This is a genomic window from Candidatus Propionivibrio aalborgensis (assembly GCF_900089945.1).
Lineage (GTDB): Bacteria > Pseudomonadota > Gammaproteobacteria > Burkholderiales > Rhodocyclaceae > Propionivibrio > Propionivibrio aalborgensis.
Genome location: NZ_FLQY01000391.1, coordinates 14722 through 36122 on the forward strand (window position 1 = coordinate 14722; position 21401 = coordinate 36122).

19 protein-coding genes are annotated in these 21401 nt (G+C 57.2%); 14 read left to right on the forward strand and 5 right to left on the reverse strand.

Features of this window, described 5'->3' with window-relative positions; all coding sequences use genetic code 11:
- The first annotated feature begins 2 nt into the window (after positions 1-2).
- From PROAA_RS17670 to PROAA_RS17700, 7 genes are all read left to right on the forward strand, one after another.
- Positions 3-2150 (forward strand): methyl-accepting chemotaxis protein, encoded by a 2148-nt coding sequence (locus tag PROAA_RS17670; protein WP_186412604.1) that lies wholly within the window; start codon positions 3-5, stop codon positions 2148-2150.
- Between the two features lie 33 nt (positions 2151-2183).
- On the forward strand, positions 2184-7901 hold the full coding sequence (locus PROAA_RS17675; protein WP_186412605.1) for a hybrid sensor histidine kinase/response regulator: 5718 nt from the start codon (positions 2184-2186) through the stop codon (positions 7899-7901).
- A 256-nt stretch (positions 7902-8157) separates the two neighbouring features.
- Positions 8158-8718 carry a YqgE/AlgH family protein gene (locus PROAA_RS17680; RefSeq protein ID WP_186412606.1) on the forward strand — a complete coding sequence of 187 codons (561 nt, stop codon included), beginning with the start codon at positions 8158-8160 and terminating at the stop codon, positions 8716-8718.
- Positions 8711-9205, forward strand: coding sequence for a Holliday junction resolvase RuvX (gene ruvX / locus PROAA_RS17685; protein WP_186412607.1), 495 nt, complete (start codon positions 8711-8713; stop codon positions 9203-9205). Before PROAA_RS17680 ends, ruvX begins: the two co-directional genes overlap by 8 nt.
- Positions 9183-9689: a bifunctional pyr operon transcriptional regulator/uracil phosphoribosyltransferase PyrR gene (pyrR, locus tag PROAA_RS17690; protein WP_186412608.1), complete on the forward strand. Its 507-nt coding sequence runs from the start codon at positions 9183-9185 to the stop codon at positions 9687-9689. The genes ruvX and pyrR overlap by 23 nt, the downstream gene beginning before the upstream one ends.
- Positions 9682-10656 carry an aspartate carbamoyltransferase catalytic subunit gene (locus tag PROAA_RS17695; RefSeq protein ID WP_186412609.1) on the forward strand — a complete coding sequence of 325 codons (975 nt, stop codon included), beginning with the start codon at positions 9682-9684 and terminating at the stop codon, positions 10654-10656. Before pyrR ends, PROAA_RS17695 begins: the two co-directional genes overlap by 8 nt.
- A gap of 3 nt (positions 10657-10659) precedes the next feature.
- Complete coding sequence (locus PROAA_RS17700) at positions 10660-11955, forward strand: dihydroorotase (protein WP_186412610.1); 1296 nt, start codon at positions 10660-10662, stop codon at positions 11953-11955.
- Here PROAA_RS17700 and PROAA_RS17705 read toward each other — a convergent pair.
- From PROAA_RS17705 to PROAA_RS17720, 4 genes are read right to left on the reverse strand one after another with little or no spacing between them, the layout of a single operon-like run.
- Positions 11948-12241: a DUF167 domain-containing protein gene (locus PROAA_RS17705; RefSeq protein WP_186412611.1), complete on the reverse strand. Its 294-nt coding sequence runs from the start codon at positions 12239-12241 to the stop codon at positions 11948-11950. The two genes, PROAA_RS17700 and PROAA_RS17705, sit on opposite strands and share 8 nt — an antisense overlap.
- Positions 12241-12780, reverse strand: coding sequence for a YggT family protein (locus tag PROAA_RS17710; protein WP_186412612.1), 540 nt, complete (start codon positions 12778-12780; stop codon positions 12241-12243). Before PROAA_RS17710 ends, PROAA_RS17705 begins: the two co-directional genes overlap by 1 nt.
- Positions 12781-12782: 2 nt before the next feature.
- A complete protein-coding gene (proC, locus tag PROAA_RS17715; protein WP_186412613.1) occupies positions 12783-13595 on the reverse strand; it encodes a pyrroline-5-carboxylate reductase in 813 nt (270 codons plus the stop codon).
- Positions 13592-14281, reverse strand: a complete 690-nt coding sequence (locus tag PROAA_RS17720) for a YggS family pyridoxal phosphate-dependent enzyme (RefSeq protein ID WP_186412614.1) — start codon at positions 14279-14281, stop codon at positions 13592-13594. Before PROAA_RS17720 ends, proC begins: the two co-directional genes overlap by 4 nt.
- 68 nt (positions 14282-14349) lie before the next feature.
- On the opposite strand from PROAA_RS17720, the gene PROAA_RS17725 reads away from it, so the two are divergent.
- Positions 14350-15396 carry a type IV pilus twitching motility protein PilT gene (locus PROAA_RS17725; protein ID WP_186412615.1) on the forward strand — a complete coding sequence of 349 codons (1047 nt, stop codon included), beginning with the start codon at positions 14350-14352 and terminating at the stop codon, positions 15394-15396.
- 24 nt (positions 15397-15420) lie between these two features.
- Positions 15421-16557 (forward strand): PilT/PilU family type 4a pilus ATPase, encoded by a 1137-nt coding sequence (locus PROAA_RS17730; protein WP_186412616.1) that lies wholly within the window; start codon positions 15421-15423, stop codon positions 16555-16557.
- A 30-nt stretch (positions 16558-16587) separates the two neighbouring features.
- On the opposite strand, the gene pssA is transcribed toward PROAA_RS17730, so the two are convergent.
- Complete coding sequence (gene pssA / locus PROAA_RS17735) at positions 16588-17997, reverse strand: CDP-diacylglycerol--serine O-phosphatidyltransferase (protein ID WP_222102351.1); 1410 nt, start codon at positions 17995-17997, stop codon at positions 16588-16590.
- 209 nt (positions 17998-18206) lie between these two features.
- Between pssA and PROAA_RS17740 the strand changes: the two genes are divergently transcribed.
- The 5 genes from PROAA_RS17740 (at position 18207) to PROAA_RS17760 (ending at position 21380) form a co-directional block, all read left to right on the forward strand.
- Positions 18207-19049: an alpha/beta hydrolase gene (locus tag PROAA_RS17740; protein WP_186412617.1), complete on the forward strand. Its 843-nt coding sequence runs from the start codon at positions 18207-18209 to the stop codon at positions 19047-19049.
- A gap of 90 nt (positions 19050-19139) precedes the next feature.
- Positions 19140-20186 carry a GTP 3',8-cyclase MoaA gene (moaA, locus tag PROAA_RS17745; protein ID WP_245664337.1) on the forward strand — a complete coding sequence of 349 codons (1047 nt, stop codon included), beginning with the start codon at positions 19140-19142 and terminating at the stop codon, positions 20184-20186.
- 6 nt (positions 20187-20192) lie between these two features.
- Positions 20193-20717, forward strand: a complete 525-nt coding sequence (gene moaC / locus PROAA_RS17750) for a cyclic pyranopterin monophosphate synthase MoaC (RefSeq protein WP_281182288.1) — start codon at positions 20193-20195, stop codon at positions 20715-20717.
- Complete coding sequence (locus PROAA_RS17755) at positions 20714-20953, forward strand: MoaD/ThiS family protein (protein ID WP_186412618.1); 240 nt, start codon at positions 20714-20716, stop codon at positions 20951-20953. Before moaC ends, PROAA_RS17755 begins: the two co-directional genes overlap by 4 nt.
- A gap of 1 nt (position 20954) precedes the next feature.
- Positions 20955-21380 (forward strand): molybdenum cofactor biosynthesis protein MoaE, encoded by a 426-nt coding sequence (locus PROAA_RS17760; protein WP_186412619.1) that lies wholly within the window; start codon positions 20955-20957, stop codon positions 21378-21380.
- The last annotated feature ends 21 nt before the right edge of the window (positions 21381-21401 follow it).

Below are 21401 nucleotides of genomic sequence, written 5' to 3' on the forward strand. Positions count from 1 at the left end.
ACATGGCGTTCAACCTGAAACTATCTGGCTCAAATGATGCTGCGGGTCAAACCGCATCCGACACCACGATCATGGATGATGCTCAACCGATCGCCACAAAGAAAAGCGCCTCCGGTCCGGGCTTTCTGGGTCAGTACTCCGTCATCAAGCAGCTGCAGATTCTCGGCGGGGCTTTTCTCCTTATCGTGGTAATCATCATCGCTTTCGTGTATCGCGACAACCGCGAATCGGCTTTCAACAGTACCTACATTGCGACCGCCGGTGAAATGCGAATGCTCTCGCAGCGTCTGGCCAAGGCTTCCAGCCTTGCATTGCAGGGAAATACGTCGGCATTCAAGCAGTTGCGTGATTCGCACAGCCAGTTTGTCACCAATCTGGAACGCCTGACCAAAGGCGGCGAACTGGCCGGCACGACGGTGCCGCCATCGCCCGATGACGTGCAACCCCAACTGCAGGCGCTAACCAAAACCTGGAGTGCAACGGACAAGGACGCGGTCCAGTTGCTTGATATGGAAACCAACCTGGTCGCACTAAGCAAGGACGTGGCTTCCATTACGAACAAGAACCCGGAAATGCTCGAGCTTTCGGAGCAGGTTGCTGCACTCAAGCTACAGTCCGGTGCAGGTGTGCGGGAGATTGCCGCGGCCAACCAGATGGTGATGTTGACGCAACGTATTGCGAAGAACGCCAGTTCGTTGTTGGTGGGCGACGAAATCAGCCCCGAAATCGCCTTCCTGCTGGGCAAGGATACGAACACCTTCCGCGAGTTGCTGAACGCCCTGCAAAAGGGTAACGAAAACCTGCGCATTTCTGGCACAACAGACGCAGACACCAAGCGCAAACTCGGCGACCTGGAAACCAGTTTCAAGGAGTACCAAGACGCTGTCGGTGGCATTCTCGGCAGCATGCAACGACTGACACTGGCGAAGCGGGCGGGTTCTTCAATTTTCCGCAACAGCGAAGGCTTGCTCGAGTCAACGGATAACCTGGCAAACGCCTACCAGCAGGGCGGGCGGCTGGCATACGGCGTAACATTTGCCGTGCTGATGTTTCTGGCATTGGCGACGCTGGCCATGATGGCCAAGGTTTACCTCGACGACTCTCGGCGCCAGGCGGAAACAGCCAACGAGAGCCGACAGGCCACTGAGTCGATCAATCGCCAGAATCAGGATGCCATTCTGCGGCTGATGAACGAACTGGGGGATTTGGCTGACGGCGACCTGACCGTTACCGCGACCGTTTCCGAGGACATTACCGGTGCCATTGCCGACTCGATCAACTACACCATTGAGGAACTACGCGTACTGGTACGCCGCATCAACGATGCGGCGGGGCGAGTGACAACAGCCACTGGCATCGCACAGCAAACCTCCGTCGAATTACTTGAGGCAGCGCAACGTCAGTCAGAAGAAATTCAGGCGGCCGGTCTTTCCGTCCTGGCCATGGCCAGTTCGATGACCAAAGTGTCGGGTGACGCCGACCAGTCGGCCCAGGTAGCGCGTCAGTCGTTGGCCGCTGCCGGAAAAGGCACGCAAGCGGTGCAGGATTCAATCAAGGGGATGACCGAAATTCGCGAACAGATTCAAGAAACATCAAAACGGATCAAGCGGCTTGGCGAATCTTCACAGGAAATCGGTGAAATCGTTGAGCTGATTTCCGACATTACCGAACAAACCAACGTACTGGCGCTTAACGCCGCCATTCAGGCCGCTTCTGCCGGCGATGCCGGGCGAGGGTTCACCGTGGTTGCCGAGGAAGTGCAGCGTCTCGCCGAACGTTCCGGCGAAGCGACGAAGCAGATTGCGGCGATTGTGAAAACCATTCAGACCGACACGCAGGACGCTGTGTCCGCCATGGAAGAATCAACGCACGGCGTGGTTGAAGGCGCGAGACTATCCGATGCAACGGGCCAGGCGCTTGCCGAGATCGGGAGCGTTTCACAAAATCTTGCCGAACTGATCGAGAACATTTCAGGAGCAACGCGCCAACAAGCCGATTCGGCAACCAGCGTGGCGGGAAAAATGCAAGACATTCTGCGCGTTACGGAGCAGACGACGGCCGGAACGCAACAAACTGCCACTGCGGTCGGCGAACTGGCAGACCTGGCAACGGAACTGAAGGGTTCGGTTGCCGGCTTCAAGGTGGGCTGATTAGCCTGAGCAGAGATCGGAGACACTGCCCCAATGAATGCCGCAACGGAATTCGATGTCGGCCCGCTGACCTGGGTCAAGAGCGAGATCGACCTTGCACTGGAACGTGCTGACCAGGCGCTGCAGCAATTCTCTGCAAGCGTTGTCGCAGGTTCAGGAGACCTGACGCAGCTTAGATTCAGCCGCACACACTTGCACCAGGTACAAGGTGCGCTGACCATCGTCGGCCTTGACGGGGTCACTCAGTTTGCAGAGGCGGTCGAATCGTTGCTTGAGGGGATTGAGCAACAGAAACGTCCTGCCGACGACGATTTCGTCGCTCTTGCACAGCGCTCCCTGGCTGCCATCAGCCACTATCTCGGTGACCTGATCAGCGGCCAGCCGAACCAGCCATTGCGCCTTTTGCCGCTCTACCGCGAGGTGCAGGAGGCGCGAGGGCTGGAGCACGTCTCGGCCACTGATCTCTTCTTCCCGGACTTGACCGCCCGCCTGCCGCGCCGCGAAACCCCGGCGCGGAAGATCGCGCACAGTGACTTGCAGCGCCTTGCGCGACAAGAACGCGCGCGCTTTCAACACGGTCTTCTGGCATGGCTGCGCGCGCCACACGATAGCCGTGGCATCAGCGAAATGCTGGGTGCGATAAAGCGTATTGAAAACACGCAGGATGTCCCGTCGGCTCGCGCTTTCTGGTGGATTACGAGTGGCTTTCTCTCAGCATTGGCCGAGGACAGCTTGCCGGGAGAGACGAACGTCAAGCAATTGTGCGCGCGCATTGATCTGCAGATACGTCGCTTGATTGAAGGATCGAAGAATGTCGCTGAGCGCCTGATGCGCGACGTGCTCTATTTCGTCGCCAGCGCTGACAGCAACAACGATACGGTTCGGCTGGTCAAGAAGACCTATCAGTTGCATGCAATCATCCCGACCACCGCCACGAGTGCCCCGGCACCGGAGGAAGCCGTTCGCCGCAAACTGCGTGATGTGATCACGCTGACCGAAGAAGCCTGGAATAAGTACTGCACCGGTACCATGCAATCGCTTCCCTTGTTCAGGGAACACGCCAACGCCTTGTCTGCAGTCGTCGAACAGCTTGGCCATACTGACTTCCGCCGGCTGGCGCAAGCCATTGCCGCAGCCGCCAACTGGCTGTCAGAAGGCAGCTCCCGGCATTCGGAATCGCTGGCGATGGAAATCGCAACCGCGATTCTCCTGACCCAGAATGCGCAGGAAAATTTTGAGCAGCTCGGAAACGATTTTGCTCACCAGGTCGATGTCACCGTAGCCCGGATACATGGTTGCATTGCTGGAACTCCGCCACAGCCCGGATCGGAAGTCCCGTTGCTCGACGAGATGTCGCGCAAGGCTCAGGAAAAGCTGCTGGTCGGGCAGGTCGCCAAGGAGATCCAAAGCAATTTTGCACAAATCGAACAGGTGCTCGATGGATTCTTCCGCGATACCTCGAAGAGCGCGGATCTCGTCAGCCTGGAGGTTCCGTTCCGCCAGGTCGTAGGCGCCTTGACCATGATGCGCCACGACGCTGCTGCCGTTGCTGTGCGCGAGTGTTCGGAAGAAATCAAACGCTTTGCAGAACCTGAGAGCCCCTCACAGGAAGCGGATTTCGAGCGCGTGGCCAACCAGTTGTCCATGATCGGCTTCTTTATTGATTCCCTGCAACATGGCGCTGTCGACTTTGAAGGCTTCGTCAGGCAGATGCAGTCAGGCACGGCGCTGGAGGCTGAAGAGACCGGCGAGCTCGACGAATTTGAAGGAATTGATGAGTCCGGACCGTTCGAAGAGATCGGGACATTCGAAATGGCCGAGGATGCGGAAGTACCCAAATCCGACATTTCGGTTGAGCAGGAGGTCGAGCGACTCAAGCTTGAGACACACGCGCTTCTCGGCGCTCTCAAGGAGCAGGCGGGCAACGAGAATCTGATCGAACAGGTAAGACACAATCTGTCGGCACTGAAGAACGATGCCGATCTCGTCGCTGACACGGCACTCGGCGAACAGGCCAAGGCCATGCTGACGGCATTCAAGGCGGGGGGAGTTGCTTGGTCGCAGATTGAGCAGTTCATGGCAACACTCAAGCCAGAACTCCCTGAATCGATGAAATCATCGGCAGAAACGGTTCAGCTCTCGCAAGCCAGCAACGAAGAGATCGACGCCGAACTGCTTGATATATTTTTGGAAGAAGCGAACGAGGTTCTTGGCACCATCGATGAGAACCTGCAGGCGCTGAAAGGCCAACCACATAACGTCGAATTATTGACAACGATTCGGCGTTCGTTCCACACGCTCAAGGGCAGTGGACGCATGGTTGGCCTGACGGATGTTGGCGAGGCCGCCTGGTCCATTGAGCAGACCCTTAATCTATGGCTACGGCAGGAGCTGGAAGTTGGCGCTTCCATTTTCGATCTGCTTGAGCAGGCACACAGCGTTTTCGCGACATGGGTCCGCTATCTGGAAACTCAAACAGGAAGTGCTCCCGATCCGACCGACCTGATCACTTTTTCCGATTCGCTTCGACGAGAGAAGGAAGAAGTGCAGGAGGCTCCTCCGGCGCCGACTGTTGACGCAACGGCGAGTAGCGAAGTCGAGGGTGAACTCGAAACGATCTCGCTTGACGAACTGCCGTCGGAAACTCCCCTGGAATCGGAAGAATCACCAGAGGCTCTTCAGAGCGCCGAATTGATTGAATTCGATGCCCCGCAACCACCGCCTGAACAAGAGGGGGCCAATCTCGCCAGCGATCTCGAGATAGTTGAGGAAATCGATGAATCGGATTTCAGCTTTGACACTCCCGTCGAGGAAGCGGCGGCGCAAGCTGAGGAGGGCGCGCTGCCGGATGTCGAACCTTCAGCTGTCGAGCCTGTAGCGAGCGAGTCGGAAGCACAATTGCGAATCTCCATCTCGCCAACGCTATATGAGATATTTTCTGAAGAAGCAGACGTTCATCTGGCTACGTTGCACCGCGAACTGCCAGTCCTGGAAAAGGATGAATTGACGCCTACCCCGCAGGATATGTACCGGGCGGCTCACACACTCGCCGGCATCTCCGCAACAGTCGGGATTTCGTCCGTCAATCAATTAGGCCTTGCGCTGGAACATGCACTGTTGCGCCGCGACAATTCGGCACAACCAGGCAGCCTGGAAGCCCTCGGGATAGTCAGACAGGCCGTCGGCGAGCTTGATCTGATGCTGTCATCCCTGGCCGATGAACGCGAACCCGACGTGCCCGCAGGGCTGATCGAAGCCCTGGATTCACTTTATCCGGCAAACCTGGTTACATCTCAGGAACCGCCTGCAGAGCATGAAGCCGCAACGGAACAGCCAGCGAGTGGCGAAACAGTGCCGCCGCAGGAAACCGCCAAAGCCGAATTCGAACACAAACCTTCTTTCTTGTCTGAAATCAATCAACTGAAGGACGAGATTGACGAGCAACTGCTGCCCATATTCCTTGAGGAAGCGGTTGATCTGAATCAGGGCATTGCCACTCAGCTACGTGCCTTGCGTACCGAGCCAAACAGTGCGGAAGCGTTTCGAACGCTCAAACGCCAGTTGCATACCCTCAAGGGCAGCGCCCGGATGGCTGGCGCAATGAATCTGGGCGAAATAACACACGCCATTGAAACACGCGTTGATCAGGCCAGCAGCGCCGATGGCGTTCCGCTCGAAGTGATTGACGAAATCGAAAGCGCCTTTGATTCGGTGCTACAGATTATCGAACGTCTCCAAAAAGGAGAAAAACTCGACCAACTGCCTGAAACGCCTGCTGCACCGCATGTGCAGGTCGACGACGCTGCGCTTGCGAAGCCGGGTGCGGAGCCGGAGAAGGTTGCTGTTACTGTAGAGCGCCGGACGGATCGTCGTGGCGATCGATTGCGCGTTGCCGAGGCCGAAGTCGATGCTGAAGCTCTCGCACAACGGGCCACCTTGCGCGTTCGCGCAGACGTCATCGACCGACTGGTAAATGAAGCGGGTGAATTGTCGATCGCCCGCGCGCGGATTGAAGGCGAGATGCGCAGCCTGAAAACGTCTCTGCTCGATCTGACGGAAAACGTGATTCGTTTGCGCCGTCAGTTGCGTGAAGTCGAAATTCAGGCTGAATCGCAAATGCAATCGCACACTGCGCAAACCAATGAGCAGCACGCCGGGTTCGATCCGCTGGAACTGGACCGTTTTACCCGCTTCCAGGAACTTACACGGATGATGGCGGAGTCGGTCAACGACGTTGCCACTGTCCAGCAAAACCTGCTGAAGAACCTAGACGACGCCAATGCCTCGATCATCGCCCAGGCTCGCCTGAACCGTGAGGTTCAACAAGCCCTAATGGCAGTTCGCATGGTGCCATTTGGCAGTCTGGCGGATCGCCTGTACCGCATTGTCCGGCAAACCTCCAAGGAGCTTAACAAACGCGCCAACCTTGAAATAGTGGGAAGCCAGGTAGAACTTGACCGAAGCGTACTGGACAAGATGGGCGCTCCGCTGGAGCACTTGCTTCGCAACGCTATCGCTCACGGCCTGGAAGAACGCGAAATACGGGTTGCGCAGGGCAAGCCGGGTATCGGCGAGATTTCACTGGCGCTCAAACAGGAAGGTAACGAAATCATTCTGAGCCTTACCGATGATGGTGCCGGACTCGACTATGAGCGAATTCGTGCGCGTGCCATTGACGCCGGGCTGCTGGCTGCCGACGAAGAAGCCAGCCCGACGCGCCTTGCAGATATGATCTTCACTTCGGGCTTTTCGACTGCTACCGACGTATCGCAGATCGCGGGTCGCGGTGTTGGCATGGATGTGGTCAAAACCGAGGTTAGCCGCCTGGGCGGTCGGATCGAAATAGTATCCGCGTCCGGCCAAGGAACGCAGTTCCTGCTTTACATTCCGCTGACGTTGGCTGTTACCAAGGCCTTGTTGGTACGCGCCGGCAACAAGAACTATGCCATTCCATCAGTGATGATCGAGCAGGTGCTCGATCTCAAGGAAGACGCCCTGAGCCGAATTCGTGATGCCGGTAGCGCCGAATGGATGGGGAACCAATACCCATTCAATTACCTGCCGCATATGCTCGGTGAAATACAGACCCATCCCGATCATCAACGCCAGTACTGGGTCTTGCTGCTGCGTAGCGGTGCGCAACGGATTGCGGTACAGGTCGATGAGCTTCTCGGCAACCACGAAATCGTTGTCAAGAATATCGGACCGCAACTTGCCCGCGTCATCGGTATCGATGGGGCGACGGTTCTTGGCAACGGTCAGGTCGTGTTGATATTGAATCCGGTGGCGCTGAGCCGTCGATCGGTTGTTGAATTGGCCGCCCCGATTTCGACAACGCCCGAACTCCCTGCCGAAGAGACGGCTACCGCCACGCTGCCCAAAGTCATGATCGTTGATGACTCCTTGACTGTGCGCAAGATCACCGGCCGTTTGCTGGCGCGTGAAGGTTATCAAGTACTCACTGCCAAGGATGGCGTCGAGGCTCTTGAACAATTGCTCGATGTTGTTCCAGAGGTGATGATCGTTGATATCGAAATGCCGCGCATGGACGGTTTCGACCTCACGCGAAACATCCGTGCAGACAGCCGCCTTAAGGCAATTCCGATCATCATGATCACTTCGCGTACAGCCGAGAAGCACCGTGCCTATGCCTTTGAAATCGGTGTCAATAACTACCTCGGCAAGCCGTATCAGGAAGACGAATTGCTGCAGCTGGTAGCGGATTTCGTTTCGCAGCAACGCCACGCCTGACCACTGCCAAGCGCTCCCCAGAGCTTGTCGGGACTGACGAGCCAATTGAGTGTGGTCGAATCGATGATTCTTCGGCAAGCAGATCGTCCGGCAATGCCCATGTGCCACAGAGCGTCATGGATCGGGTTTTTCAGCCGCCGGATACTGCCCACGGTTAGGTGAGCGGTGGCATGCAGATCGCGTCCGGACCAGCCTCGATCCAAACCAGGCATTGATTCCCTTTGTATCGACTGGCGCCAATGATTAAAATGTACCTATGCAAAGCTTTGACCTGACCGATCATTTCCTTATCGCCATGCCGGCGATGGACGATCCGTATTTTTCTAAATCCCTGATTTACATTGCCGAACACAACGATCAGGGCGCACTCGGAATCATCGTCAATCGCCCGATCGACATGAGCCTGGCGACCCTGTTCGAAAAAATCGATGTGCCTTTCGAGACTCTGGGCATGGCTAATTTGCCGATCTTCTTCGGTGGGCCGGTTCAGACTGATCGGGGCTTTGTCCTGCATCGGCCGGTCGGCGAATGGCAGTCAACGCTGGCCGTCAATCAGGACGTTGGACTAACCAGCTCGCGCGATGTCCTGCAGGCTGTTGCACGTGACGGACAACCGCACGAAATCATGGTAACGCTTGGCTATTCAGGGTGGGGAGCTGGCCAGATCGAACACGAGCTGGCTCAGAATGCCTGGCTGACAGTGCCGGCCGACCCCCACATTCTGTTCGAACTCCCCTACGAAGACAGATTGCCGTCGGCGATGGAAATACTGGGCATCGATTTCAAGAATCTCGCCGTCAAGGCCGGACATGCCTGACGCGACCACGAGTACCCGCGGAACGGTGCTCGCTTTTGACTTCGGCGAAAAACGGATTGGCGTAGCCGTCGGCGAGTGCTTGCTTGGTCAGGCACATCCACTGACAACGATTCGGAGCGAGGTTAACGTCGAACGCTTCGCCGCGATCGCCGCGCTGATCGACGAATGGCAACCCGTCAGACTTATTGTCGGCCTCCCGGTAGCACTCGACGGCACGACGCACGCCATGACCGCGCGCTGCACTCGCTTTGCCAATCAGTTACGCGGCCGCTTCGGCATTGCCGTCGATTACGCCGAAGAACGGCTCAGTTCAGTCGAAGCGGAAGAAAGGCTGCGCGAAAGCGGTCATAATGCGAAAAGCGCCAAAGAACATATAGATGCTCTTGCCGCCCAGATCGTTTTGCAGGGGTTTTTTGAACGCAGCGCTAAACAACCTGTCGATGACCCTACGGATCACAAAATATATGCCACTCACCAAGTTGCCTGATGCCGAAGCGCAATGCGCCGAACTGGCAGCACTCATCCGCACGCAACTGAAGGCAAACACCATGCTGGTGGGGATTCACAGCGGTGGTGTCTGGGTCGCCCGACGTCTGCACGAATTACTCGGATTAGCCGGAGAAATTGGGCAGATCGACGTTTCGTTCTACCGCGATGATTTTGGCGAGAAAGGGTTGCATCCGCAGGTCAAGCCCACGTCGATTCCCTTCGACGTCGAGGCACTTCATCTGATTCTGGTTGACGACGTTCTATACACCGGCCGCACAACACGTGCGGCAGTAAACGAGTTATTCGACTACGGACGTCCCGCCAGCATCAAGCTTGCCGTTCTTGCCGATCGTGGGGGACGCGAGTTGCCGATCTGTGCCGAATTCTGCACCTGGCAAGTTGATCTGGAGGAGAACGAAGAGCTTGTGCTCGAACCCGAAGCGACGGGGAGGCTGCAATGGAAGCGGGTTGAACATGCTTAGTTCTCTGCACAAGAATCCGCAACTCAACACCAACGGGGAACTGACGCACCTGTTATCGATTCATGGTCTGCCAGTTGAAATATTGACGCAAATCCTCGATACGGCGTCAAGCTTCCTTAAAGTCTCCGACCGTGATGTGAAGAAGGTACCGCTGCTTCGGGGAAAAAGCGTTTTCAACGTGTTTTTCGAGAATTCCACACGCACGCGCACTACGTTCGAAATCGCGGCCAAGCGCCTCTCGGCCGACGTCATCAACCTTGATGTGACTCGCTCATCAACGGCCAAGGGTGAGACCTTGCTCGATACCGTCGACAATCTGGTTGCCATGCACGCCGACATGTTTGTTGTCCGTCACGCCGCTTCCGGTGCGCCTTACCTTATCGTTGATCACTTGCGCCGAGTTGGTCGAACTGATGTGCATGTCGTCAATGCCGGTGATGGACGACATTCGCACCCGACACAGGGTCTGCTCGACATGTACACGATCCGTCACTACAAAAAGGGTTTCACCAATCTGACCGTTGCCATCGTTGGCGACATCCTTCATTCTCGTGTCGCACGCTCGGACATTCACGCGCTGAAAACCCTGGGAGTCGCCCAGATTCGCGCGGTCGGCCCACAGACCTTGATGCCAGCGGACGTTGAAAAGATGGGTGTGCGCGTCTGCAACGACCTGCAGGAAGGACTCAGGGATTGCGACGTCGTAATAATGCTACGCCTGCAAAACGAACGCATGAATGGGGTATTGCTGCCCTCGGCACGCGAATACTTCAGCAGTTACGGACTGACGCCTGAAACGCTGGCACTGGCCAAAGACGACGCCATCGTGATGCATCCGGGTCCGATGAATCGTGGCGTTGAAATCGATTCAGAGGTCGCCGACGGGCCACAGGCTGTCATCTTGCCGCAGGTTACCTTCGGCATTGCGGTGCGCATGGCAGTGATGAGCATTCTGGCGGGGAACTGAACGATGCACAGCGAATTCAGCAGATTCGAACTCCCCCATATTCAAATCAAAAACGGCCGAGTGATCGACCCAAAGAACGGCATCGATGAGCAAGCAGACGTATTTGTCGCCGACGGGCGCATCCAGGCCATCGGCCAGCCGCCATCAGGTTTTAAGCCGGCGCAGGTACTTGATGCCAGCGAACGAATAGTCTGTCCCGGGCTGGTTGACCTGTCTACGCGTCTGGCCAACCTCGAATCCGAACTTTCAGCGGCAGTTGCGGGTGGCGTCACGGCAGTGGCCTGTCCGCCCGACACCAAACCTCCGCTCGACGAGCCTGGACTGGTTGAGCGCCTGGTCCGGCGCAGTGAAGCACTGGGTCTGGCGCGGGTTTTTCCTATTGGCGCACTCACCCAGCAACTGGCTGGCGAAAAGCTCTCCGAAATGGTCAGCCTGACGCGCGCCGGCTGCATCGCCTTCTCGCAAGCGAAGCAGCCCATCTTCGATACGCAGGTGTTGTTACGAGCAATGCAATATGCCGCCACCTTCGGTTACGCGACCCGCCTTCAGCCTCAGGATCACTACTTGGCACGCGACGGCGTTGCACACGACGGCGAAGTTGCCTCAAGGCTTGGCCTTGCCGGTATTCCGGTTTGTGCCGAGACAGTCGCTATCGTCACCGCACTTCAGCTGGCACAGGTAACCGGAGTTCGCTTGCATCTGGCCAGGCTGTCCTCGGCCGCGGGCATCGCTTTGGTTCGTCAGGCAAGAAACAATGGTCTGAACATCAGTTGTGACGTTTCCATTCATCACCTGCATCTCTGCGAAGCGGATATCGGCTACTTTGACAGCCATGCCCGCTTTGACCCGCCGCTCCGGTCGGAAAGCGACCGCGATGCGCTACGGGCAGCCGCGGCGGATGGACTGGCTACGATTTGCTCTGACCATACTCCCGTTGACGAAGACGGCAAGCAACTACCCTTTGCTGAATCCCTCTCGGGCGCTACCGGGCTCGAACTGCTGCTGCCGCTGGTCTTGAAATGGGCGGTGGAAATGAAACTTCCCCTGCTAACGGCAATCGCCAGGGTCACCTGCGACCCTGCCGCCATTCTTGGCATTGAAGCGGGCTCACTGAGCGCCGGGTGCCCTGCGGATATCTGTGTCTTTGACCCGACTGAGACGTGGTGCGTCAAGCCCATGGCGTTGCGCAGCGAGGGAAAGAATTCCCCGTTCATGGATAGCGAAATGACCGGCCGGGTGCATACGACGCTCGTAGGAGGACGCATCGTTTTCGAAATCCAGGAATCCAGGTTCAGCTAATCGGCAGTAAGCGCTGCGCGGCATCTGCCGGTGCCCCGATCACTTCAAGCACCTTGCGGCGCGAGGTCTGACCGCTTCTCAGGCAGACCGCCGACTTGGGCAATCCTAGGCGATCGGCAACAAATGCGATCAAAGCCGCGTTGGCCTGACCATCGATTGGAGCTGCAGCGAGACGTATCTTGAGCGCTTCGCCGTGCAATCCTGTAACCGCCGTCTGCTTTGCACCCGGCTGAATGTGCAGCTTCAGCGTGATTTTCCCGTCACTAACAAGCAGCCACGGGCACATCAGAGAAACATCAGTACGAGCTGAGCAAGCAGAATCGCGACCAGTGGCGAGAGGTCAATTGCCGCAATCGGCGGGACGATGCGTTGAATCGGGCGCAGGAAAGGGCGTGTCAGCTGGCTAACCGGCTGGACCAACGGTGAGTAGGGGCTCACCCACGACAGAATGGCCTGCAGGAAGAGCGCACCGATCAAAAGGTAGATACTGAAGCGCAGCGTCGCCAAAACGCCTTGCCACAAGATGATGCCGACCAGCGCGCCAGCAGGTGGCAGACCAACCGTGCCACGCAAAGAAATCGCTGCCGCCAGCAGTAGCACCTGCAACAGATACGCCGGCAAGAGGCTGGCCAGATCGAGGCCGAAAAATCCTGGCAAAACCTTGCGCAGCGGCATTACCAGCCAGTTTGTCAACTGCACGACGAAAGCACCGATCTGGTTGCGGAATGAGACGCGGAATGCCTGGAAGTAAAATCGCAACAGCAATGCAAAAGTGAGAAAACCGATCAGCGCATTGAGCAGGAATAGTCCGGCCTCGGTTAGCATGGCTAGTCCTTGCCGAGCAATTCGCCCAATTCGGCTCCCCGCGCATTGGCCGCAAGCACACCAGCAATGATGCTATCCTTGACGCCCCGCTCGGCCATTGCGAGCAATGCCGCTTCGGTTGTCCCGCCTTTGGAAGTGACTCTCTCGCGGAGGACGCAGGGAGAATCATCGGATTGGGCGGCCAGTTTGGCTGCACCCAGCGTCGTTTCAATTGCCAGCTGGCGCGCCTGCCTTGATGTCAGGCCGAGATCCATTGCTGCCTGCTGCAAAGCTTCAATAAACAGAAAGACATACGCCGGGCCACCACCCGAAACGGCAGTTACGGCGTCCATCTGCGCCTCATCAGCGACCCATACCGCGCTACCGACAGCTCGCAGGATACGCTCGGCACCGAGTCGCTCGGCTTCGGTGACGGTTGGCAAGGCGAACAGCCCGGTCATGCCGGAACCGATCAGTGCCGGGGTGTTGGGCATGGCCCGCACGAGCCTGTCGTACCCGCCTAGCCAGCGCGACAGATCGGCAAGACGCAAGCCGGCGGCGATGCTGATGACCAACTGCTGCTGCAGATGTTCTCGCAGCGGTGTGCAGGCTTCTTTCATCTGTTGCGGCTTGACGGCCAGCAACAAGGCGTCGCATTGAAAGGCGACGGCCTGAAGCTCGGAATAACATCGGACCTTGTGGTCTCTTTCAAGACGCGCACGATTATCGGCGCTGATCTCGATGACGGTGATATCGCCCGGTGGAAACCCCGTATTCAGCAAGCCGCCAATCAGCGCGCTGGCCATGTTTCCACCACCCAGGAATGTAATTTTCATGATTTGCTTCTTGCACCAAAAATTGCTGTACCTACACGTACGATTGACGCGCCTTCAGCTACTGCCGCCTCAAGGTCGTGAGACATGCCCATCGACAGGGTGTCGAGCAGCAGACCACTCTCCTTGAGGCGTTCAAATGCCTCGCGCAGCCGGCGAAACGACTTCCGTTGCTGTGCAAAATCTTCAACCGGCGCGGGAATGGCCATCAAACCCCGCAGCTTTAAGCGAGGAAGCAACGCCACCCGATGCGCCAATGACGATAAGTCATCCATCAGCGTGCCGCTCTTCGATTTTTCACCGCTGACGTTCACCTGCAGGCAAACCTGTAAGGGCGCGAGCGAGTCTGGGCGCTGCTCGGAGAGCCGCTCTGCAATCTTCAGGCGATCGACCGAATGCACCCAGTCGAATGCTGTGGCAACTTGCTTCGCCTTGTTACTTTGTAGAGGCCCGATGAAGTGCCACACCAGTCCAAGCGAGCCAAGCTCGGCGATCTTCGCTGCCCCCTCTTGCACATAATTCTCGCCGAAGGCTTGTTGTCCGGCCACCGCCGCCTCCCGGACAACCGACGCAGGCCACGTCTTGCTGACGGCGAGCAGACTAATATCGTCAGGGTTTCGTCCGTATTTTCGAGCTGCCGCGAAAATGCGTGCGAGAACGGCTTGCAGGTTAGCGGAAATTGTTGTCATAATCAAACGTCACCCGGATGTTCCTAAGTATAACACCGCACCCTGACCCCCGCTGAGGACGAACCCCGATGGATATCACCGAACTGCTGGCCTTTAGTGTCAAGAACAAAGCGTCTGACCTGCACTTGTCGTCGGGTCTGCCGCCGATGATCCGGGTGCATGGTGATGTACGCCGAATCAACTTGCCCGCCATGGAGCACAAGGACGTGCATTCCATGGTGTACGACATCATGAATGACGGCCAGCGCAAGCATTACGAGGAAATTCTGGAGTGCGATTTTTCCTTTGAAATCCCCAATCTGGCACGCTTCCGCGTCAATGCGTTCAACCAGAACCGGGGAGCGGCTGCGGTGTTCCGCACAATTCCTTCCAAGATCATGTCGCTTGAGGATTTGAACTGCCCGAAGATATTCAAGGATATTTCCGAGTATCCTCGCGGCATTGTTCTGGTAACCGGTCCGACCGGTTCGGGAAAATCGACGACGCTGGCGGCAATGGTCAACCATATCAACGAAAACGAACATGCCCACATCCTTACCGTCGAGGATCCGATCGAGTTCGTGCACGAATCCAAGAAATGCCTGATCAATCAACGCGAAGTCGGGCCGCATACACTTTCGTTCGCCAACGCCCTGCGTTCGGCGTTGCGCGAGGACCCGGATGTCATTCTGGTTGGCGAAATGCGCGATCTGGAGACCATCCGGCTGGCGCTCACAGGCGCCGAAACCGGTCACCTCGTTTTTGGAACGCTGCACACTTCGAGTGCTGCGAAGACGATTGACCGCGTTGTTGACGTCTTCCCGGCTGCCGAGAAGGAAATGGTTCGCTCGATGCTCTCGGAGTCGCTGCGTGCCGTCATTTCCCAGACCTTACTCAAGACCAAGGATGGCATGGGGCGAACGGCTGCGCACGAAATCATGATCGGCACGCCGGCGATTCGTAACCTGATCCGTGAAAACAAGGTGGCCCAGATGTATTCGGCCATCCAGACTGGTGCACAGCTTGGTATGCAAACGCTGGATCAGAATCTTCTTGAACTCGTCCGCCGGAACGTTGTTTCCGCCGCCGAGGCGCGCGGCAAGGCCGCCAACAAGGACGCTTTCCCGGGCGCATAATTCGTCAGCTTAGAGGGGTAAATCATGGAACGCGATCAGGCACTAAAATTCATGCACGATCTTTTGCGCCTGATGTCGCAGAAGAATGGTTCAGACCTCTTCATAACGGCCAACTTCCCTCCCGCGATCAAGGTGGATGGGAAGATCACCCCGGTCTCCAACCAGGTATTGACTGCGCAGCACACGGCTGAGCTGGCCCGTTCCATCATGAACGATCGCCAGGCGGCCGAATTTGAAGCCACAAAGGAATGCAATTTCGCCATCTCACCCTCCGGCATCGGACGTTTTCGTGTCAATACGCTGATACAGCAGGGCCGTGTGGCCGTTGTCTGCCGAACAATCAACCTGTCAATCCCGACGCTGGAAGAACTCGGATTGCCTACGGTGCTGAAAGATCTGGCGATGACCAAACGCGGTCTGGTCATTTTTGTCGGCGGTACGGGTACGGGGAAAACCACTTCTTTGGCCGCACTGGTCGACCACCGCAACAAGAATAGTCACGGACACATCATCACGGTCGAAGACCCGATCGAATTCATCCACGATCACAAAGGCTGCATCGTCACACAGCGCGAGATCGGCGTCGATACAGACACCTGGGAGGCGGCGTTGAAGAACACTTTGCGTCAGGCGCCCGATGTCATTCTGATGGGCGAAATCCGTGACCGTGAGACAATGGACCACGCGGTTGCCTTTGCCGAGACCGGACACCTCTGTCTGGCGACGCTACACGCGAACAGCTCCAATCAGGCCATCGACCGGATCATCAACTTCTTCCCGGAAGAGCGTCGTCACCAGCTTCTGATGGACCTATCACTCAACCTGCGCGCCCTCGTCTCGCAGCGTCTGCTGCCCAAAAAAGACGGCAAGGGCCGTGTGGCGGCTATTGAAATCATGCTCAATTCCCCGCTGATCTCCGATCTCATCTTCAAAGGCGAAGTGCACGAAATCAAGGAGATCATGAAGAAGTCGCGAGAACTCGGCATGCAAACCTTCGACCAGGCGCTGTTCGACCACTATGAAGCGGGCCGCATTACCTACGAGGACGCCCTGCGCAACGCCGATTCGATCAATGACCTTCGCCTGCAAATCAAACTGCACAGCAAAGACTCAAAAGATCGCGACCTTAACTCGGGGATAGGGCATCTCGAAGTCGTATAGCCTGCCCAAGCGTGGCCTAAGCGCTTAGGACTACAGCACCTGATTGACCAGACGATCCGCGCGCACCCGCGCCAGTCGCTTGATCAGGCGCTGGACAGGAAGCGGGTAGGTATCGACGGCATCCAGCGACTTATGATGATTCAGTCGTCGCGTGTGGACCATGATTCTTGCCAGCTCGGCCAGATGCTGGTCAAGAAGCAGTTTTTGCGGATCGTGAATCACCAACCCGTTTTCCAAATCGAGTCGCCAGGCGCGCGGGTTGAGGTTGTTGCCGGTCAGCAGCGCATAGTCCTCGTCAATCAGCAGACCCTTGAGATGGAAGCTGTTGTCTTCGTGGCGCCAGATGTGCACGTTGAGCAGCCCCGCATCCATCGCCTTCTGATGGGTCCTGCAAAAACGGCGAAGATTGGCTTCGTAGAGGTAGGGCAGTGCGCCGATGGTTTTGAAAGGCTCGTCGGGTGGTATGTAAAAATCGCTGGCCGTTTTATCGCCGAGCACAATGGTGACCTGACATCCCGCCTTGATCTTGCTGTCGACCGCCTTGCGGATCGGGCCGGGAAGATTGAAATAAGGGGTAAACAAGACAAAGCGCCGTCTTGAGTGGAGGATCAATTGCAGGATCGTCGCATTGAGTTCGTTGCCGCGAACGCCGAGGCCGAATAATGGCGTAATGCCGACTTCTCCCGAATTGATCTGTCCCGCTGCAAAGTGATAGCGGATTGTGGCGAGTACACGGCGAAATTTTACAATCGCGTTCAGTATGGCTGCGGTCTTGGGCGTCTTGCCGGTAGCCAGAGAGCACACCGACGGGCCGTTACGCAACACTCCGGTTAACAAGTTGGCCATACTGTCGGCCAAGAACCGATTGTGGATCAAGTGGTAACGGTCGAGACGATAGCGACTTTTTCGCTGCAGATAAACGTCGTTCAGACTGGCGCCACTGTATAAAACAACATCGTCAATGACGAACCCCTTGAGGTGCATGACGCCCATGAACTCCCGCCGCTGGATTGGAACGCCATAGATCTCGACGCCCGGGCCAAGGCGACGCGCCATGTCCTTGTACAGTGCGGCGTTGCCAGCCGACCGGGCCTTGCCTATGAGACCGCGCTGTGCGCGATGCCAGTCAACAAAGACTGCAATCTCCAGCTGTGGCCGCGCTTTCTTCGCCGCGTACAGCGCTGACAACACCTCCCGGCCGGCGTCATCATCCTGCAGGTACAGTGTTGCCATGAGAATGCGCTGGCTGGCTTGTGCGATCTGCGTCAGCAGCGTGGTGCGGTACGCTTCCGGGCTCGGCAGAACCGCGACGTGCTCGGCAGCGACCGGAATACAAGGCAAACTGTCAAGCGACGGCGTCTCGTTGGTACGCCCACGCCAACGTTGCCACACCGAAGTGAAGCCGTTGGTCTTGGGGATACGTGTCTGGGTGCGTTCCACGGAAAAGGATTATATCGGTAGGTTTAGTGGGCAAATCAATCGCAGCGCATCGATTCGATGCCCATCTGACTCGGTGTGAGTTCTTGGCCGAGCAAATGGGTATACCGCGAATAGCGTGCTTTACCTTCACGCATTTGACTTGGCCGTATTGTCGAACCCTGTATTTTGCCCTATTCTCTCGGATTGGTCTAACTCTGGGAGTTTTCAGAATGCTTCGCCAACTTCATTCGCTTGATCGTCCCGCGCTGAACGACATGGGCCATCCACCGCTGGTGTTTGTGCACGGAGGCTATACGCACTCCGGATGCTGGGATGTAAACTTTCTACCCTATTTCCAGGAGCGGGGCTATAACTGCTATGCGATAGATCTGTCCGGGCATGGCAAGAGCTCGGGGCGCGATGCGCTGAACAGCTTCGGGCTTGACCACTACGCCGACGACGTTGGGCAACTCGTCGACAGTCTGGATGCTGCTCCGGTATTGATCGGGCACTCGATGGGCGCAATCGTGGTGCAGCGATATCTTGAAAAGTCACCGGCGACTGCGGTAGTGATGATGGCACCTGTTCCGCCGACCGGCCTGGCAGCATCGGGAGTTCAACTGGCGATTCGTCAACCGGACTTTATCTTCGAAGCTGATCGCGCCGTACGCGGCGAGTACACTGAGAATACGATCAAGGTGATGCGCGAAGTTTATTTCTCGCCAGACGCAAACTTGGAGCATTTCACCCAATTTCAGCCGATGGTCCAGGAGGAATCGATGCTGGTGCTGACTGAGATGATGTCGCTTGCCATGCGCTTGCCCAAGAAGAGACCGCGTATACCTGCACTGGTCATCGGTGGTCAGCTGGATGCGCTGTTTGCGGCAAACCGGCTGCACTTTACAGCGTCGGGCTGGAACGCGGAAACCTGCGTCATTCCGCGTGCGGGGCACATGCTGATGCTGGATCCGCAGTGGGTGGATGTGGCCCAGAAGATCGATACCTGGCTTGGTGCCAGCCTTGAGCTGAAGGGATTTGGCACAGGATGTGCCCGAGAGGCATTGGCCGCGTAAAGCCCGACGGGAGCTCGCCGGCTCACGCCTGCGCACCAGCCTCTTCCCTGCTTCTTCTGACACCATTTTCGGCCCGGTTCTGGATTCCATGTGAATAATCTCAGCACGCCACCGCTGCTGGTTGCCGACACGTTGCAGCGGCCACTGCGTGACCTGCGTATTTCAGTCACCGACCGCTGTAATCTGCGCTGCACCTACTGCATGCCGCGTGAGGTCTTTGGCAAGGATTTCGTCTTCTTGCCGCGCGCCGAATTGCTCAGCTTCGAGGAGATCGAACGAGTCGCCGGCGTGTTTGTGCAACTGGGTGTACAGAAGATCCGCCTGTCCGGCGGCGAGCCGTTGATGCGTCACGGTGTCGAGCACCTGATCGAGGCGCTGTCGAAGCTGTGTTCTACGGAGGGCCAGCCCGTCGAAATAGCCTTGACGACCAACGGACTGTTGCTCTCCAGAAAGGCGCAAGCGCTGAAAAATGCTGGCTTGTCGCGGCTGACCGTCAGCCTCGACGGATTGAGCGAAGCTGTCTTTCAACGCATGAGCGATTCGACCGCATCAGTGACGACGGTACTCGGCGGTATCGAAGCGGCGCAACGTGTGGGGTTTTCGCCGATCAAGGTTAACATGGTCGTCAAGCGTGGAGAGAACGAGCATGAAATCATTCCCCTGGTTCGCCGCTTCCGCAACACCGGAATTGTTCTGCGCTTTATCGAGTACATGGACGTCGGTACCACCAACGGCTGGCGCATGAACGATGTGGTGACGGCACAGGAGATTCTCGCGTTGATCAACAATCATTACCCGATTCGTCAGCTTGATCCAAACTACCGCGGTGAAGTGGCAAAACGCTGGATGTTTGCGGATGGCGGCGGTGAAATCGGCGTGATTGCATCGGTCACGCAGGCGTTCTGTCATGATTGCAGCCGAATCAGGCTATCCACTGATGGCAAGCTCTACACCTGTCTTTTTGCCAGCCATGGTGTCGACTTGCGCGATTCGCTGCGGCGTAGCGAGAGCGACGCAATGCTGGCCCGATTCATCATTGATACCTGGCAACATCGTACCGACCGTTATTCGCAGATGCGCCACGAGGCAACAACGTTCCAGGGACGCAAAATCGAGATGTCGTACATTGGAGGGTGACTTCGGGTGAAGCAAAGTAATGACTTGACTCACTTTTCCGACTCCGGACGTGCGCGCATGATCGACGTATCGGAAAAGTCCAGCACACAGCGTGTCGCCATCGCCAGCGGGACGCTGCGCATGCAGACAGGCACACTGGAGCGCATCCGCACCGGCGAGATCGCCAAGGGCAACGTGCTGAGCGTGGCCGAAGTGGGTGCCGTCATGGCGGCCAAACGCACTTCGGAGCTGATTCCAATGTGCCACTCGTTGGCGCTGACCGGCGTCGCCGTTGAATTCGTCGACATCCTGGAACCGGACGAGGGCGGTCATGTCGGCATCCGGGTGACTACGACCGCCAGTTGTGTCGGGCAAACCGGCGTCGAAATGGAGGCTTTGTGTGCGGCCAGTACGGCACTGCTCACCATCTACGACATGTGCAAATCGATTGATCGGGGAATGCGCATCGAGTCAATTCAGCTCGATGAAAAACGCGGCGGCAAGAGCGGCGTCTGGCGCCGTGACGAACTGTCCGGGAAAGCGCGCCGATGATTACCGTCCTGTTCTTCGGGCCGGTAGCCGAGCGGGTTGGCGCCAGTCGACTGGTCGTCGATCACCATCCCGGAATGTGCTTGCAGGATGTTCAAGCCCGGCTGAAGGAACAGTATCCCGCAGCGTTCGAGCTGGTTTCCCTGGTTGCCGTGGACGGCGCTCAGGTCCGGGATATGGCTGTCGCGCTGGCAGACAACAGCGAAGTCGTTTTTATGTCAAAGTTTTCGGGGGGGTGAGATGCAGAATGCGGTTCGCATTGTGCTGGAAGACTTCTCGCAGGACGAAGAGATACGCGCCTTGCAAGCCAGCTCCAAACGCATGGGCGGGATCGCCACATTTCTGGGATGCGCTCGCGATTTTTCGGAAGGTCGCGAGGTCAGTGAAATCAGTTTCGACGCCTACGACCGCATGGCTCTCCCGGAAATGCAGAAGCTTCGCGACGAAGCTATTGCGCGTTTTGCACTGATAGATGCGCGCATCGTGCATCGCCTTGGCGTGGTCAGGGCCGGCGATTCGATCGTCTTCATTGCCGCGGGTGCCGAACATCGCGCGCCGGCCCTCGAAGCCTGCCGCTGGATCATTGATGAATTGAAGGAACGGGTGCCAATCTGGAAAAAAGAAATTACTCCACAAGGCGAGTCGTGGGTGACGCCGCATCCGTGAGTCCCGTGACTCCCGTGACTT